The sequence below is a fragment of the Sulfolobus sp. E5-1-F genome, assembly GCF_009601705.1.
Classification (GTDB): domain Archaea; phylum Thermoproteota; class Thermoprotei_A; order Sulfolobales; family Sulfolobaceae; genus Saccharolobus.
This window is the reverse complement of record NZ_CP045687.1, coordinates 704,684-720,895: the sequence shown is the minus strand read 5'-3', so window position 1 is coordinate 720,895 and position 16,212 is coordinate 704,684. Positions and strand designations below refer to the sequence as shown.

Below are 16,212 nucleotides of genomic sequence, written 5' to 3'. Positions count from 1 at the left end.
CCCTACAAGCCTCTTATAACAGTAGAGCAAGGTGGAGTGTGGCAAAAATGTATTACGCTAAATAAAAACAATTTATTTCTATAATAAAAGCAACTTGTAGAATTACTTTCAAATTAATTAAATTGTTGATTACACTCTTCGATAATCTTAAATAATTACATAATTAAATAATTACATGTGAAGTCTACAATAAGTGTGAACAAAGATGTCAAGGAGTTATTGGAGAGGAAGAAGAAGGAAATGGAAATCAAATTGAATAGACCCTTAACTTGGGATGAGTTCTTTCAAGAAGTATTTAAGGAGGAAAGTGTACCAAGATTAACAGAGAAGGAAGCTGAAATGTTGAAAAAGCTTGTATTGGAGGATAGGAAGAATTGGAAAGCAAGGGAGTTTGCTTAGATACTGACGTTATAATCGACTATTTTAAAGGTAATCCGACCGAGATTAAAGGTTATTTTACTACGTGTATAAACCTCTATGAGTTTTTAAGAGGTCTAGCGTTTATAGGGAGAAACATAGAGGAGTTCAAGGTCTGGATAGAGACTAACCTTAAAGTAGTGTGTATAGATAATGTCTCCCTAAAGGTTGCCTCAAAGATTTATGCTGAATTGAGGAAGAAAGGAAATTTGATACAAGATCCAGACTTACTTATAGCTTCTATATGTATAGCAAATAACTTACCTTTAAGAACTAACAATAAGAAACACTTCGAGAGATTGGAGGAATACGGATTGAAGCTTATATGATATTGCAAGGGGATAAAATTGGACATATTAATAAAAAGAGTATGCACACTTTGGGCTTTATTGAAATTTCAATGAGTCTCTGCTCTTGGGATCTCCTTTAGTGTGTATATATCTTCAATCTTCTAAAGGACTATCTGTCCGTTCCTTTTCATAAAGGAGTTTCCACATTTACTGTAGACCATTAGGAATTGGACCTTTTTCTTCCATTCAAGACTTTAACAGAAATTTTAGTCTTTAAGAAAGTATTAAACCTATCAATAATAAGCTTAAATATTAAAAGGATAAATATCCTATAAAGGTTATTAATATGGGAGAGTATATAGAAAACATAAACAATAACAAACAATTAGTATTAACTACTTTTTCTAAACCATTCTTAGACGTTTTAGGATACTCAAACCCTGAAGAGGCATTTGATGAAATATATGAACAATTAAAATCGAAAAATAAATTTCCATTTCTAGCTAGAGTAGTTTCCTTACATATTGACCCTGATCACGGTGCTCCTTTTTGGAAGGAAGTAGCTCAAAAGAAGGGAATATATAAGAAAGATGTAGAAGCTCTCGAAAATGATCCAACTGCACCTACAACTTTATATCAGCTTTTGGGAGAGGCTAATTATTCGTTACTATATCAGCAAGATGGTTATTTTAATTACTTCCTTCCCAATTCACTAAAAACAAAAAAAGATTACTCATTATTTAAGTCTAGCTCATCAGGGACTACTGGTAAACCTAAGACAGTTTACCACGGTCTAGTGCCCTTGTTATTCTCTGCGTTAAATGAATATACGGGTATTAGCGCAACTGTTGATAATGAAAAATTAAAAGACAAACTCCTCTTAATATTAGGTCCTCAAGGTGCTTTTGTTAGGGAGCATCAATATTTGGCAGATCTTCTGAATATGCAATATAGAGATCTGAGTTTCGATACTACTGGACTAAAACTGTTGCCTCAAGAAGAAGTTCAAAAAAGAATAGGTAATTCTCTGTCTTCTGCAATCGATTTACTTAATAAATCAGAAGTTGGTTTAATGACTTCTACTTTATCTACAATTAGTCGTCCTCCGCTTAATGAGCTTATAAAGAAACGTAAGCCCGTTTTAAAAGTTTCGGGGGTTGAAGTTGATGCTAGGTCTATTATAGAGGCAGAGAATTATTACGGGGTTAAAATTATACCCATGTTTGGTCACTTTGCAGGTAAATCTTCAATTGGATTTGTAAATGGAGATGACATCCATTATTATTCTCCAAGACCTTTCACATATACACAAGTAATAAGTGATGATGGAGATCTAGTTAAGTATGGAGAAGAGGGAAGAATCCTTCTATCCATAATTCAACCGGAGTTGTTACTAATAAACAAAGAAGATGTTGCTAAAAGAATTCCTCCTAACTATTTATTTAACTACGATGGGTTTTCAAATCCGCACAGACCGAATTCAAGTTTCTAAAAGATCGAAAGGGTTAAAAAGTGAGATTTTTCCCTTTTTCTTTCGATATAAAGTACGTTGCGAAGTTCTTCAATAGATTTTCAATAGAATGTTATAATGTAATAATCATCTTTTTATGAAGAATAAATAATTTTACTAAACCCCATTAAGCCAGCTCTACTTAAGATTTAAATTTCTACATTAGGAAAAAAACATTAATTATACAAAGATAATGAAGTTTCATATAAACCTTTCATGAAACATCTGCATAATCTAACCTCTTAGCCACATAAAGGTGATTAATTGTGAAAATTTCTAGTATGATACGACCTTACTATTATATACCAAATAAGATGACTGTATGAGAACACTCCCGGTAGTAATACTCATTTGTCTAAGATTGATTTTTAAACTCCTCTATATATACAAAAACATATGAGTAGTGAGAAAGTCGTTGATGAAATCCTTAGAAACCCACAGTTAATTTCCGCAATAGCTGATAGAGTTTATGAAAAATTAAAGGATGAAATCGTTATAAAGAGATTGGAAGAAAATACTAGAAGTATTCAGATTTTACAAGAGGCAGTAAAATCTTTACAAGAAGAGGTGAAAAAACAAGGAGAAGCAATTGTATCATTACAACAAGAAGTTAAGAGACACGGAGAAGCAATAACATCGCTACAACAAGAGGTGAAAAAACAAGGAGAAGCAATTGTATCGCTACAAGAGGCAGTAAAATCTTTACAAGAAGAAGTCAAGAGGCATGGAGAAGCAATAACATCGCTACAAGAGGCAGTAAAATCTTTACAAGAAGAGGTGAAAAAACAAGGAGAAGCAATTGTATCATTACAACAAGAAGTTAAGAGACACGGAGAAGCAATAACATCGCTACAAGAGGAAGTCAAGAGACACGGAGAAGCAATAACATCGCTACAACAAGAGGTGAAAAAACAAGGAGAAGCAATAGTCTCTCTCCAAAAAGAAATTGAAAGACATTCCAGAATAATTCTTAGACTAGTTAGGAGTCAAAAGAAGTTCTCAGTCGAGTTGGGTAGTTTTACTTCGAGGGCTGGTAAAGGGTTTGAAAGGACAATGTTAAAACTTTATAGGAAGGCTTTAGAACTTCATGGTGTAGATCCTAAAAGGGTTGAACATGGCACAATAGTTGATACTGTTGGTGTTATAGAGAAGGGTAGGTCCTTTGAGGTGGACTTCTATGAGACTAATGACTACATCTACGTTTTCGAGATAAAGAACTTCTCCGATAAGGGCGTTATTGATCAAGTTTTCATAAGGAAGAAGTTATTCTCAGCACTTTACAACAAACCTTTAAAAGTATTTGTAGTCACTAACTATATAGAAAAGGAAGTTAAAGAGAAGCTTGAGAAAGAGGGAGTTGAGATTATAGCCTCTTATGTTGTCGATTAAGATCTTATTACCAGAAATATTCAGCGTTTATCATTCTATTGGTTATGAAACCATTTATGGTCTTAACTTATTTTTAAGCTAGAGATGGTCGATAAGGTTAAATTACGAATCTTACCGTTATAATTCTCGTCAATAAAATTTTAAAGCAACTTTGGATTGGTAGTAGATGGAATGGAGAAATTTAGGGAAGAAGCAATTCTTGGAACACTACTTTTACTTTCCTCATTCTTACTCAAAGATCAGTATTTCTTCTACTTATCTATCTTGTTAGTTTATGCCTTAGCCTCTTATCTTGGCTTAAAATATTTCCCTGTGTTTGTCTCTTCAATTCTGTTGATTTTTTCACCAATTCACGCTTTCCTTGTATTATTACCTTATCCTCTTTTATACCTGGATAAAAAATTTTCAATATCGTTCCTACTTTCAACATTCTTCGCAATGCTCACGGAGAACTACCTTATATTGTTATTGGGATTCGCATTAGATAAGAAGGGGCTGATTTCCTCTGGCATATTTTTCCTAATATTAGGAGGTGTTTTCATGAACGTTGATTATGGTAATATTGCATTTTTCCTAATAGTTGCTGGTGTAATTTCAACCTTGGTTGAGACGAAAATTAAAATAGACACTAAAACTTCGACAGCAGTATACCTTTCATCACTCCTAATTTTCTATAAAATTCCTTATCTAGTTCCCTTCCTTCTATCCTTTTCGCCATTGGCATCTTTACTCTTCTCACCTTTTTACCCATTCCTTGGGTTAATTAGTGTAAAGTATATTGCGAAACGATTTAATTGGAAGTTATTGAACATCGTACCAACAATATTATCTTTTCTCTACCCACCACTCAGTTTATCTTCATCTTATGATGTGATAAATAGTAATAACAATGAAAAAAGGAAGTTATTCCAATCAATTTTATACTATACTCTCCCTTTCGTGTTCTCGCTGTATTTCATTATCATAGGTAATTATGGCGCTTCTGAATTCTTGTCTCTTTCTGCAACATTTCTAGTTGGATTGAGGTTCTGGAGGTATTTATTAAGGGTAAAGAATGCGTTGATCTCTTTTTCACCTTATATCGTGTCTATAGGTCTGTTATTTCTCGCTTTCTATTTCTACTATCTTAACGTATTTGACTTTACTCTGTTGAGTTTGTCAGCAATAGCAATAAGTTTTCCAGTTAGAGTTAACCCTACAGGGTTATTCATTGGAGTCCTAAGTCTGATAAATCCACTCGCGGGGCTATCCTCCGTTATTGGTAATTTCTCTTACGTTTTTCTCATAATCCCCTTGATCGGATATATTTACTATCATTACTCAATAACATCGTGGATTTTTTACGCAATTGGGGTTTTAATATATCTAATAATAGGTATTAATAAGAAGAATAAGAAAAAGTTGAGATCTAACTTGATAATGTTGATCGCGTCACTAATCTATTTCGTGTATTCCTTATACTTATTTGCAACAGGCTATTTAATGAGCGTGATAGTGTTTTCAAGTATATCACTTCTTTTGATCGTTGTATTTCTAATTACGAGAAGTAAGAGTGTTGAGGATAGTGATGTTATTCAGCTAATATCCTATTTAGCAGTCTCATTCCCATTACCGATTTTGGCGATACCATTTTACTCGTTAAGGAAACGATTGGGTATTATATCACTTCTACTATTAGCTGTTATTACAATATTTATAATAAAGTATTTATCTTTTATAAATTTTATTTTTATACATTATTAACTTGTATAGTATTTCTGAGAGCTTAGTAAATGGATATATCTGACCTAAATTAGCTGATGATTAGGATATATCTAAAATAACTAAAAAAAGGAGAAATCGATTAGCTTTTCAAAACTGTATCAAAAATGTTTTTAAAAACGTCATATGCGTCTTGGGAGTAGAGGCAGACTATAACCTTTTTCAAGGTTTTAGGCTTATAATTTTTTAGTATATTCGCCATAACTCTGGCGCATATTTCATACGGATAGCCGTAAATTCCAGTTGAGATTGCAGGTAAGGCTATTGAGGTTAATGAAAGCTCCTCAGCCTTTAATAGTGATTTGAAAATCGCTGATTCTAACTTATCTTCTCCCTCAATCCCATACCTTGGGCCTACTGCATGAATAACGTATTTTGCTTTTAACTTCCCTGCACCAGTAACTGCTACTTCTCCAACTGGAACTGGACCGTGTTTTTCAACGTATTCGTTACTTTCCTTTTGAATTACGTAACCTCCTTTTTTCACTATTGCATAGGCTACTCCACCACCATGTTGCAGATAGGAATTAGCTGCGTTAACTATTGCATCTGCTTCAATTTCCGTTATATCACCTTTAATTAAGTGAATCTCGAGACCGTATGGGTTCTTGTACATAATTACATTATTCCATTTTTGCACTTTATAATCTTCCTAAGTCCCTAAAATAAGATTCTCATATTTCAATCCTTAGTGTTAAAGACCACGTTAATATTAATTTTAAAAGGCTATTTCGCTAATCATTAGACAATGAACTTTTTGGCGATTGTTGACTTTGGACTTAACGAAAAGACTGGGGGATACAAGAGAAACCTTGAGATCATGAAGCGATTACCGAAAATGGTTAACGTAGATATAATACCATCTTTACGAAACGTTAGGCTTTACTCATTTAGGAAAGATCTAATCTCCCTACTAGTGAGCTTGAACTCTACTCCAGACTACGTCATTGAACTATTGGAAAAGAGCAGTAGTGTTGAGGAATTCTTGGAGGGACTTAAAACGGAAAAAAGATATGATATTGCGGTTGTTTATAATAATTCCTCTGAAAACGTTGAGCTAGCTAGAAGAATAACTTCTGCGCCTATAGGGGTTCAACTACAATTGGAACCATTTTATCAAGATGTGAAAACAATTTTCAAAATAAAGTTTAGAGGAGTAACTGGTAGAGCTGTTGAAAAGTTTAAGAAAGCGATGGAGGAGTCAAAGAGAGAAGAAGTAAAATGGAAGGGATTGATAGAAAGAGGCGATTTAAACTTCGCAATTTCTGTAAGCAAGGTACCTTTAGTAAATTCCGGTTTAGATAGGCTCATAAGTTATAGGGTGACTAAACCGGGAAATGCTTTCGATGAGGATTTACTGAAGTTTAGGAGAGAGGAGAACAAGGAAGATTACGCTGTTTACTTTACGAGACTCATGCCTGAAAAGGGACTTTTTGAAATTCCCTTGATCTGGAAAAAATTAAGGAGAGATGTTAAGCTCTACGTTATGGGCCAATTCGTAGATGAGAGGGATAAGGAAGATTTCCTTTCTTTAGTTAAGAGGCTTGACGTAAACATTGAATATTTAGGCTTTAAGGAAAATGAGGAACTTTATAGTACTGTAGCGAAAGCCATGTTCACAGTCTACCCTTCACATTACGATAGTTTTTCCCTTGTTGTACTTGAGTCTTTAGCAGTGGGAACTCCAGTGTTTGCTTACGATACTCTAGCATTGAGGGAAATATATGGAAAGGTTAAGGGAGTTCATTTGGCAAGAGAGAATGACATAAAGGGATTAGCGGATTTAATATCGAATTTCAAAGGAGAAGAGGTACCTATTCCAGAGGAATATTCCTCGTGGGATAAAGTAGTTAAAGCCGAGTTAGAAGATATAAAAGCCTTTGCTAAGAGATAACCATATGAAAGTTTTGATTGTTGCGCCTCATCCAGATGACGAGACCTTATGCTGTGGTGGGGTTATTCAGAGCTTTAAGGAAAGGGGTTATAATGTAAGTGTAGTTATAGTAACTGATGGAAGATACGGTTCTCCAGATGAGAAGCTAAAGGGGAGTAAGGAGTTAGTTGAGATTAGGAGAGTGTGGTCAACAATTTCATGCATTTGAAATATTTGCATTTATTATCACTCTCCTATCCACTAAATACACTTGAGTGTAAAGAATGTTGTAGATTAGGAAGAAGGTAGAGAGCCAACTCGTAATCGTCAACCTATTTGAACTCCAAGGGAAATGAAAGTCCATAGAGGAGAGCCTATGCTTCAATGTCCTAAACCCCTGCTCAGCGTAATCCCTCCTACCAAACGTAACCCACTTGTGCCCAACATTAAACCAGTCAAATGCATTATAAGCTGGTAAACCATCATGCAAGTAAACCACTCGATCAACCTTCTTAAAGTACCTACTCGCGATCTCCTCAATCCCCCTCATGTTAACTAGGACAATTAACACGTGAAGACCACTCCTCAAGCTAGTGACCATGAAGAAAGGAATAGCCTTAGTCACAACATCCCTAACGATCCAAACGTAATAATAATTACCCCTAACGCAAACAACCTTAGTCTCGTCAATAGCGTAAAGACCACTCAAGGACACAACGTACTTAACCCTACCAAGCCTCTTGTAATAGTAAAGCAAGGTGGAATGTGGTAACGTAGTCCTCCAAGAGGATAAGCCAGCTAGATAACTCGCTAAGCCTAACGCGACCTCCTCCCTAACGTGAAATCTTGGCTTAAGATTAATATACTCCATTAGGATTAAAATAACTTGGGTGAGCACGGGGATGTTCCATCTGTTCATCAAGTGCTCACCAATAAAAATCCCGTGCTCACCCAAAAAGGTATTACGCTAAATAAAAGGATTTATTTCTATAATAGAAGCAACTTATACGATTAATTTCAAATTAATTAAATTGTTGACCACACTCGATTAGGAGGCAAGAGGCATTAAAGGCTAGTAAGATTTTAGGTATAGTTGAGATTACATTTCTGAACTTCGAGGATTCTAAGGTTAACTAAAGTGATGTTGAAAATGCCTTAGTCGACTTTTTACGAGGAAAAGATTTAGTCTTTTCCCCAATACCCTTTGATAGTCATCCAGACCACGCTAAGATAGGTAAAGTGATAGAGAAGTTGTATCCAAAGGCTTACTTCTACTTAATATGGGGCTCTAATGAAGTTCATTGGAAGAAAGTAGTGTTTGATATCAGAAAGTACAAGGAGGTTAAGATTAAGGCTATAAATGAGTATAAAAGTCAGATTGGAGGTCTTCCTTTAGATAAGTTTACTGGAGACTATGAGGTTTTTTGGACTAAGGTTTGAATTGTTGAATTTTTAGATTTTATTTATAAGTGAATGATATATATAGCTTGGGCTTCATTAAATGTATCCAATTCTCTGCCCTTGAACTTCACCAAAATCACGGGCAAACCTATATAGGTTAATTAGCTGAAGGGAGTAACTCTCTTCAGCTGGGGAAAAATGGTAAGGGAAATGAAGGAAAATCTTCAATTGAGGAACGGGACAAATCCCTACTTTCGAACTGAACATTATGAAAGTATACACGAATATAGAGAAGATGAACAACAATTTCATGCATTTGAAATATTTGAATTTATTATTACTTCTTCATCGACTAAATGCAATTGAGGGTAAAGGATGTTGTAAATTAGGAAGAAAGCTGAGAGCTGGCTCGTTAGCCTATTCTAATTCTGACGGAAGTTATAGAGAGGAGCTTCAAGGCCCTAAACCCTTGTTCAGCGTAATCTCTCTCACAAACCCTCATGTGCATTAAACCAGAGCATTATATGCTAATAGTCAGTAATACAAATAAACTCGATCAACCCTCCCAAAAGTACTCACTCACAATCATGTTAATTAGGACAATCAACACGTGAAGACCACTCCTCAAGTCATGAAGAAAGGAATAGTCACAACATCCCTAACAAATTTGATAATAGCTTAACACATAACCTTATTCTCGTCAATAGCGTAAAGGCTTAGAGAGGTAACGTCAGTATGGGGATTTCTTTAATCTTGATATAAACTAAAAAATACTAGAATAGTATTAAGCTAACATTCACTTCATAAAAATATATTATATTGTGCTAAAGTAGAAGAAAAATAACACTTTTCCTAATTAAATGAAGAGGAATATAGAATTTATTGCACGTGAGATAAAGGGAAAGCGAGAGTGAGTCAATTCAAGTAAACAAGTAAACGAGTATACAAACAAACTGGGTAGTCCAAGTAAGATTTAGAACTCGTTTGAGATCCCTCTCCCCTCATCTCAGTCGAGGAAAGAGAGATCATCTCGTCAGCGAACTCCCTCAACCTGATCCTCCGACGAGATGAGAGAATAAACCAAGCGTTAACTATGAGATACGAGATGAGGACGATAACCAACTCCTTCCTCACATCACAAGTCCTCGTCCTTATCCTAAAGCCCTCAAGGGAACGAAATGCGGTCTCTATCCCCCACCTCCTCCTATACATCTCAGCCAAGAAAATGGCCTCGTACTCCGAAACCCTACTCCTCACCAAAAAATGAGATCACCCTATCTCCCTCCCTCAAGATAACCAAATAAGCTCCAGAGCGATGCCTCTTAACCAAGAAACCCGTATAGGTTACCCCAGCGTAGGTTACATTAATCTCCTCCAACTCCTTGAGGTAATTCTTATACATGTTCAACCTAGCTGCTATGACAAAGTCAACTCCCCTCTCCACGAGGAACGAGAGTACCTCGTTCACGGCGAACTCCCTATCGAAGACAATTGTTAGCTTGAATCCCAGCTCCTTGACTTGTCTCTCTAGGTTTGTGAAGATTTCCTTGAAGTTCTTTGTTACGTTCTTCTCGGTAACGGGTTGGACGCTTATGAATCCCTTAACTCTTCCCATGAGGTAGATCGCTATTTGGACTAGTCCATAGGTTGTGCCCTTGGTTGGTTTTATTCTCGCTAGTAAGTTCTTCGATTTGTGGTATTGTGGCATTGCGTGGAAGTCCACCGCTACCCTCTTGTCTCTTGAGGAGTTTTTTAGCCTGTTCCTCTATTGCGTTTATCACGTTCTCAGCTTTCACCGAGTTTAGGGCGTTGAGTGTGTATTTTCCCTCGTTTCCAAGCTCGCTTAAGTATCTTCCTCTAGCTTTCAAGAGTGTTCTCAAGATCTTTTTTACCTTCTCATCTGGGAGAGAAAGGAATATTAGGGAGAAAAGGGATAATAAATTCTTGAAGGCGGACCTAACGTAAGTTCTGGTAGGATTTCCGCTTCTGGTCATACGTTAGGTTCGCCTTCCTTATATACAAACTTTTCTTCTATTTTAAAATCCGAAATTTAGCCTTATTGTATTTTATTTACTGCGTAATTTTCGCTAAAAATGAAATCCCCATACTGACGTACTTAACCCTAAGCCTCCTATAATAGTAGAGCAAGATGAAGTGAGGTATACACCAAGAGGATAAACCAGCAAGATAATTTGCTAAACTTAACGCTACCCTCTCTATCTGGGCTTAAGTAGTAGTTTCTTGAAAACGACGTATAGTGTATAACGTTTAATTTTTACAATGCAAAATTTAAGAGTGTCTATATTATATACGCTTAGTGTATTTATGATTATTTAAATCTCCTTGAGGAGAGTCTGTCTTAGTATTTAAGGTTTAAGTGATTAGAGGTAAATTTACGCAAAGTACTACTTAAGATTATTAATATAATCCATTTGATGAGCACTGGATACTCCATGTTTAACATATGCTCATCAAGAAAAATTCCATGTTCAGCTAAAGCTAAATAAAAACGATTTATTTCTATAATAAGAGCAAATTATCCAACTTAACTTTTAATTAACTAAATTATTGTATACATTCATAATTTACAAAGGAAACTCAAATATCCCCTTAACATACTATCTCGTCATATTATATTAAGAGAACACAATTACTCAACATCTACAGACGATATTACTATTACTCCTTCCTTCTCTAGAAGTTCCCTTATATCTTTTCTAACATAATTAGCTACTAGGAATAACTTTAGAGGTTTATTATAAAGTGCAGAGAACAACTTTTTCCTATTTAGCATTTGTTCATATGCCCCCTCATCTGCAAAGTTCTTTATTTCAAAAACGTATATGTAATCGTTAGTCTCATAAAAGTCTACCTCAAAAACTCTGTCCTTTTCTATAACCCCTAAAGTATCAATTATGTTTCCGTGAATTACCTTATCTGCATTTACTCCATGTAGTTCTAGAGCCTTCTTATAGAGCATTAGTATAGTCTTCTCCATATTTCTACCAGCCCTGTTAGTAAAACTCCCTATTTCTACCGAGAGCTTCCTTTGTTCGTAAACCAGTTCTTGTATTACTTTCGAATGCTCGTTTACCGCATTCTGCAATCCCCTTATTGCTTCAGAATGTTCATTCACCGCTTTCTGCAAATCTTGTATAGCCTTTGAGTGCTCGATAACTGCCTTCTGCAAATCTTGTATAGCCTTCGTATGCTCGTTTACAGATTTCTGTAGCTCTTGTATTGCCTTTGTGTGCTCATCGACTGTCTTTTGCAAATCTTGTATAGCTTTCGTGTTTTCATTTACGGCAATTTGAAGACCCCTTATTGCTTCAGAATGCTCATTAACAGCCTTTTGCAAATCTTGTATAGCCTTCGAATGTTCTCCTAAAATCCTATTGTGTTCATTAACATTTTTTTGTAATTCAACTATTACTATTTGTAATTCTTTTATTGCTTGAGTGTTCTCTTCAAGCTTTTTTATTACTATTTCGTCCTTAAGTTTATCATAGACTTTCTCAGCCAACGCTGATATTAGCTGGGGGTTCTTGATTATAGTATTAATTATCTCTTCGTTGCTCACAAGATACTTTTATATTTGGTACAATAAATTGTTATCTACTCTATATAATGTTTAGCGTTAGAAAGCTTATATCATCTCCCTAATATTTTGATATAAGAAAGATAAAAATTGGATAATAATACTTTTTAAGCTAATGCGTTTTTTAGAACGGGATCTGTTAACTCATATTCTCCACCCTCCTTCTTTACTACATAGCCTCTCTTCTCGAGTTTATCCAAGTATCTCTTCAACTCAGCATCATAGATTCTCCTTTTCTTCTTATCCTCCAAGTATCTCTTCAACTCACTCCACCTATTATACCCTTTAGCAATTGCCTCAACTACTAAAATATAATCCTTAGAGAAATGACTCAGTTCCTCTAACGCTAGTCTACCCGCAATTTCTAATACTTCATCGACTATTTCCTTCTTCACATCACCTATCCTAACACATCTATGTCCAAATTCAGTTAACCAACCAACGACACCATCTAGCTTACTGACTGCGTATTGCAATACTGTCTCATCAGGTGAAATATTAGCTTGTCTAAATCCCTCCTTCAAGAATTCCAATGATTGTTCTTCAGTGAACCTATTTAACCTAATTTCTTCAATATGTCTACCATAAAGTGGGGATGAAGGATTATCAACCATTAAGAAGTCATATAACAGTCCAATCTCACTACCTGTTAGAATAAACGTAACATTTTTGCAATAGTCATAGCAATGTGCTAAAATTGAGAGGAAATCGTTAGCTAACTTTCCCCTTAAATTCTGAGCCTCATCAAAGGCTACGATCACTTTTCCACTTTCATCCACTCTATCCATTATTTCCAAAAGGGATGGTCTATTCTTAGGATCCCACGACAATGATATATTTATACCAAAGATGGAGATTCCCTTTACGTATTTTAAGAGATCAATAACTCTTCTCTTTTTATTTAACTGAGATAGGACATCTGAAAATATTGTATAAAGGGATCTATAAGATGTTAGAGGAGATCTAACGTCAACTAACGCGAAAGGTAGTTTGCTCTCATTTAGAAATACTTTAAGAAGTGACGTTTTTCCAATTCTTCTTATCCCAGTGAGAAGAACAATAGTTTCATCTTTACACGACAATAATTTCTTAAGTTCTTCCTCCCTATCAAATAAATCCTCCTTAGTCTCTTTAGGTTTAAAGTCAAAGTAAATAACTAACACCCTATTAGTATACTAACAGGGTGTTATTAAAACGTTTTTCCAAGTCTAGTAGTTGCAGAACCTTCGTCTTTATATATCCTATTTAACTTTATGGGGGTTAAGGGGGCGAAAGTCCCCTTCCGTGACAATAGATCTAAAATCATTTTATAAAAAATAATACTACTTGTCTAATATTGAATCTATCGAAGAAACAGAATTAATTACAGTATAAAGCAGTCAACAAATTGGAAAAAGAATTAAGGTGAGGGAAACCTTATTATCGAAGGCGAATTCAAGATAGTAATACGGGTCTCCCTCACCCATTCAGCAGATAAGGTATAAATTACCTTCCACGATAAACTTCAAGAGAAAAAAGGGAGAGAAAGTTAGAAGACTTATCTCAGCAACCTTGTAGAACGACTCAATAGAGAACAAGGTTAAGATATACATCGTCTCGCCACAAACAATAAGAAACTACTTGGAAAAGGAAGGGAATTGCGGACAAAATCTAAGGCATTTAAAGGGAATTGCGGACAAAATCTAAGGCATTTATATTATGTACGGTTGATGTATTTACGAGTATTTAAATCTTCTTGAAGAGAATCTATACTAGTATTTAAGATTTAAGTGATTTGAGGTAAATTCACGCAAAGTACCAATCGAATAAGATGACTGCATGAGACACTTTCAGTGTATATATGTTTAGAAAATCATCAAGATATTTAAAAAAGATAGGGCTCTGTTTGTTCCTTAAAATCTCTCTCCTAAAAACTCCATTAAACCTCTTATACCTACCATTGCTCCAGCTATTGCAAGTATCATGGATAGTATCAAAACGGATAAACTTTGAAATGAGGCTCCTACGTAGTCTAATCCGATAGCTCCGCCTAACATTCCAAGACCAACTATTATCTTTAGTATTGATCTCATTCCATTTAACCCTCCTTAGTAAAGCCAACATGCTACGTAATGACCTTGAGAAATTTCCTTTAGCTCTGGTTCTTGTTCCTTACACTTAGGCATGGCAAATGGACATCTTGGATAGAATACGCACCCCTTCTCTGGCCTAACTATATCAACCTTGATCTTTATCTCCTTCATCTTGTCCCTTAGTGAAGGGTCTATTCTAGGATATACCTCAATTAGCCCTTGTGTATATGGATGTAATGGGTTTTTAATAATCTCATTTGAGTTTCCTAATTCTACTACCTTCCCTAAATACAGCACTGCAATTCTATCTGAAATTATTTTAGCTATTGGTAGCTCGTGGGTTATAAGCATAAACGAAAAACCTTTACTTTCCCTAGCGTCCTTTATTATCTTTAGTATCTCTCCCTTTAATGAAGCGTCTAACATTGTGGTAGGTTCGTCAGCAACAATGTATTTTGGATTTACAACTATAGCCCTAGCTATACTTAACCTCTGTCTTTGTCCACCAGATAACTGATATACCCTATTTTCCAAAAGTTCAAGCGGAAGGTCAACTAACCTCATTGCTTCCTCTATTTTTTTATCTATGTCACTCTCTTTTCTGTACTTCAATGGCATTGCTAAAACGTCATAAACTCTCATTATAGGATCTATAGATGAGTATGGATCTTGATATACCATTTGAACGTATTTACTAATATCTCTTAACTTTGCCTTATTTACATTAATTTCCCTATTATCGACCTTAATATAGATATTACCAGAAGTTGGTTTTTGGAGACCTATTGTGACTCTACCTAATGTGGTTTTGCCAGATCCGCTTTCACCTACAACTCCCATAACTTCCCTTTCTTTTATTCCTAATGTTACACCATCTAGAGCCTTAACTATATACTTCTTACTAAATATTCCTCCTTTAGTGAAATATACTTTTAGGTTTTCTACTTTTACAATATAATTACTAATAGAGCCAACAGGCAACCTCATCACCATCTGAGAACGTTTTCATTTTAGGTTCTTCCTTAAAACAGATATCCCTTGCGAAGGGACATCGAGTATTGAATCTACAACCTAGTGGAGGATTTGAGAGGTCTGGCATGGATCCTGGAATCCCCTTTATTATATCTTTATCTAATGTAGCTATTGATTCAATAAGTAGTGAAGTATAGGGATGTCTGGGTTTTTTGAATATAACTTCTGATGGTCCACTCTCCATAACTTTACCCGCATATAGCATATAATCCCTATCTGAAATCTCGGAAAGTAAGGCTAAATCGTGAGTTATGAAAATTATGGACAAGTTTAGATCTTTCCTTAATTTCTTCAATAGGTTAAGAATGTGTTCTTGAACCATTACGTCTAAGGCCGTTGTAGGTTCATCCGCTATTAGAATCTCTGGATTTAAGGCTAGGGCCATGGCTATAAAGGCCCTTTGTTTTTGTCCTCCAGAAAGTTCATGGGGGTACTTTTCAGCTAGCTGTGGGTCCATGTTAACCATTTTGAATAACTCCTTTACTCTCTCATCGTAATCTCCAGTCCAACCATGGATGCGTAAAACCTCAATTATTTGATCCTTTATCTTAAAAACAGGAGTAAACCCAGACATTGAGCCTTGAAAAACCATAGCTATTTTTTTCCACCTATACTTTTTCCTAAAAGTATCTTCGTCTAGTTTAAGTATATCCTCACCTTTAAATAGTATCTCACCACCCTCAATTTTTCCCGGAAAAGGCACAAGTCTCATAATGCCATAGCCTATTGTACTCTTTCCGGATCCGCTTTCTCCAGCAAGTCCAACAATTTCTCCCTTATCCAAATAAAGGTTAACGTTATCAACAGCCTTTACAATACCTCTCTTCGTGTAAAAGTAAATCTTTAAATTTCTTACTTCAAGTAGCATT

Annotated in this window: 13 protein-coding genes and 5 pseudogenes; 10 read left to right on the top strand and 8 right to left on the bottom strand. The window is 35.3% G+C overall.

The features are described 5' to 3' along the window. Nucleotides 1–177: 177 nt before the first annotated feature. The 5 genes from GFS03_RS03880 (at nucleotide 178) to GFS03_RS13500 (ending at nucleotide 5,349) form a co-directional block, all read left to right on the top strand. On the top strand, nucleotides 178–399 hold the full coding sequence (locus tag GFS03_RS03880; RefSeq protein WP_153422599.1) for a VapB-type antitoxin: 222 nt from the start codon (nucleotides 178–180) through the stop codon (nucleotides 397–399). Beyond that, nucleotides 375–746 carry a PIN domain-containing protein gene (locus GFS03_RS03875; RefSeq protein WP_153422598.1) on the top strand — a complete coding sequence of 124 codons (372 nt, stop codon included), beginning with the start codon at nucleotides 375–377 and terminating at the stop codon, nucleotides 744–746. The genes GFS03_RS03880 and GFS03_RS03875 overlap by 25 nt, the downstream gene beginning before the upstream one ends. A gap of 307 nt (nucleotides 747–1,053) precedes the next feature. Next, nucleotides 1,054–2,199, top strand: coding sequence for a hypothetical protein (locus GFS03_RS03870; protein WP_153422597.1), 1,146 nt, complete (start codon nucleotides 1,054–1,056; stop codon nucleotides 2,197–2,199). Between the two features lie 414 nt (nucleotides 2,200–2,613). Continuing rightward, on the top strand, nucleotides 2,614–3,606 hold the full coding sequence (locus tag GFS03_RS03865) for a hypothetical protein (RefSeq protein WP_153422596.1): 993 nt from the start codon (nucleotides 2,614–2,616) through the stop codon (nucleotides 3,604–3,606). Between the two features lie 171 nt (nucleotides 3,607–3,777). Further along, nucleotides 3,778–5,349, top strand: coding sequence for a hypothetical protein (locus tag GFS03_RS13500; RefSeq protein WP_238699184.1), 1,572 nt, complete (start codon nucleotides 3,778–3,780; stop codon nucleotides 5,347–5,349). Between the two features lie 100 nt (nucleotides 5,350–5,449). Here GFS03_RS13500 and GFS03_RS03855 read toward each other — a convergent pair whose 3' ends face one another. Then, nucleotides 5,450–5,983, bottom strand: a complete 534-nt coding sequence (locus GFS03_RS03855; RefSeq protein WP_153422595.1) for an ADP-ribose-binding protein — start codon at nucleotides 5,981–5,983, stop codon at nucleotides 5,450–5,452. A gap of 132 nt (nucleotides 5,984–6,115) precedes the next feature. On the opposite strand from GFS03_RS03855, the gene GFS03_RS03850 reads away from it, so the two are divergent. Beyond that, nucleotides 6,116–7,261 carry a glycosyltransferase gene (locus GFS03_RS03850; protein WP_153422594.1) on the top strand — a complete coding sequence of 382 codons (1,146 nt, stop codon included), beginning with the start codon at nucleotides 6,116–6,118 and terminating at the stop codon, nucleotides 7,259–7,261. Between the two features lie 4 nt (nucleotides 7,262–7,265). Continuing rightward, nucleotides 7,266–7,442, top strand: a pseudogene (locus GFS03_RS03845) (PIG-L family deacetylase); the annotation flags it as partial. 15 nt (nucleotides 7,443–7,457) lie between these two features. Here GFS03_RS03845 and GFS03_RS03840 read toward each other — a convergent pair. Then, nucleotides 7,458–8,170 (bottom strand): annotated as a pseudogene (locus GFS03_RS03840) (IS6 family transposase). Nucleotides 8,171–8,287: 117 nt separating this feature from the next. Here GFS03_RS03840 and GFS03_RS13755 point away from each other — a divergent pair. Both GFS03_RS13755 and GFS03_RS03830 read left to right on the top strand, forming a co-directional pair. Next, nucleotides 8,288–8,680, top strand: a pseudogene (locus tag GFS03_RS13755) (PIG-L deacetylase family protein); the annotation flags it as partial. 229 nt (nucleotides 8,681–8,909) lie between these two features. Further along, nucleotides 8,910–9,152, top strand: coding sequence for a hypothetical protein (locus tag GFS03_RS03830; RefSeq protein ID WP_153422592.1), 243 nt, complete (start codon nucleotides 8,910–8,912; stop codon nucleotides 9,150–9,152). A gap of 404 nt (nucleotides 9,153–9,556) precedes the next feature. Here the strand turns inward: GFS03_RS03830 and GFS03_RS13810 are convergent. From GFS03_RS13810 to GFS03_RS03815, 3 genes and pseudogenes are all read right to left on the bottom strand, one after another. Continuing rightward, nucleotides 9,557–10,635, bottom strand: a pseudogene (locus tag GFS03_RS13810) (transposase). 656 nt (nucleotides 10,636–11,291) lie between these two features. Further along, complete coding sequence (locus GFS03_RS03820) at nucleotides 11,292–12,221, bottom strand: hypothetical protein (protein WP_153422591.1); 930 nt, start codon at nucleotides 12,219–12,221, stop codon at nucleotides 11,292–11,294. Between the two features lie 125 nt (nucleotides 12,222–12,346). Further along, nucleotides 12,347–13,402 (bottom strand): AAA family ATPase, encoded by a 1,056-nt coding sequence (locus GFS03_RS03815; RefSeq protein ID WP_153422590.1) that lies wholly within the window; start codon nucleotides 13,400–13,402, stop codon nucleotides 12,347–12,349. A gap of 301 nt (nucleotides 13,403–13,703) precedes the next feature. On the opposite strand from GFS03_RS03815, the pseudogene GFS03_RS13475 reads away from it, so the two are divergent. Then, a pseudogene (locus GFS03_RS13475) lies at nucleotides 13,704–13,874 on the top strand (DUF4322 domain-containing protein); the annotation flags it as partial. Between the two features lie 257 nt (nucleotides 13,875–14,131). Here the strand turns inward: GFS03_RS13475 and GFS03_RS03805 are convergent. From GFS03_RS03805 to GFS03_RS03795, 3 genes are read right to left on the bottom strand one after another with little or no spacing between them, the layout of a single operon-like run. Next, a complete protein-coding gene (locus tag GFS03_RS03805) occupies nucleotides 14,132–14,311 on the bottom strand; it encodes a hypothetical protein (RefSeq protein ID WP_153422589.1) in 180 nt (59 codons plus the stop codon). Nucleotides 14,312–14,326: 15 nt separating this feature from the next. Beyond that, nucleotides 14,327–15,304, bottom strand: a complete 978-nt coding sequence (locus GFS03_RS03800) for an ABC transporter ATP-binding protein (protein WP_153422588.1) — start codon at nucleotides 15,302–15,304, stop codon at nucleotides 14,327–14,329. Beyond that, a complete protein-coding gene (locus GFS03_RS03795; protein WP_153422587.1) occupies nucleotides 15,273–16,211 on the bottom strand; it encodes an ABC transporter ATP-binding protein in 939 nt (312 codons plus the stop codon). Before GFS03_RS03795 ends, GFS03_RS03800 begins: the two co-directional genes overlap by 32 nt. Nucleotide 16,212: the final 1 nt, after the last annotated feature.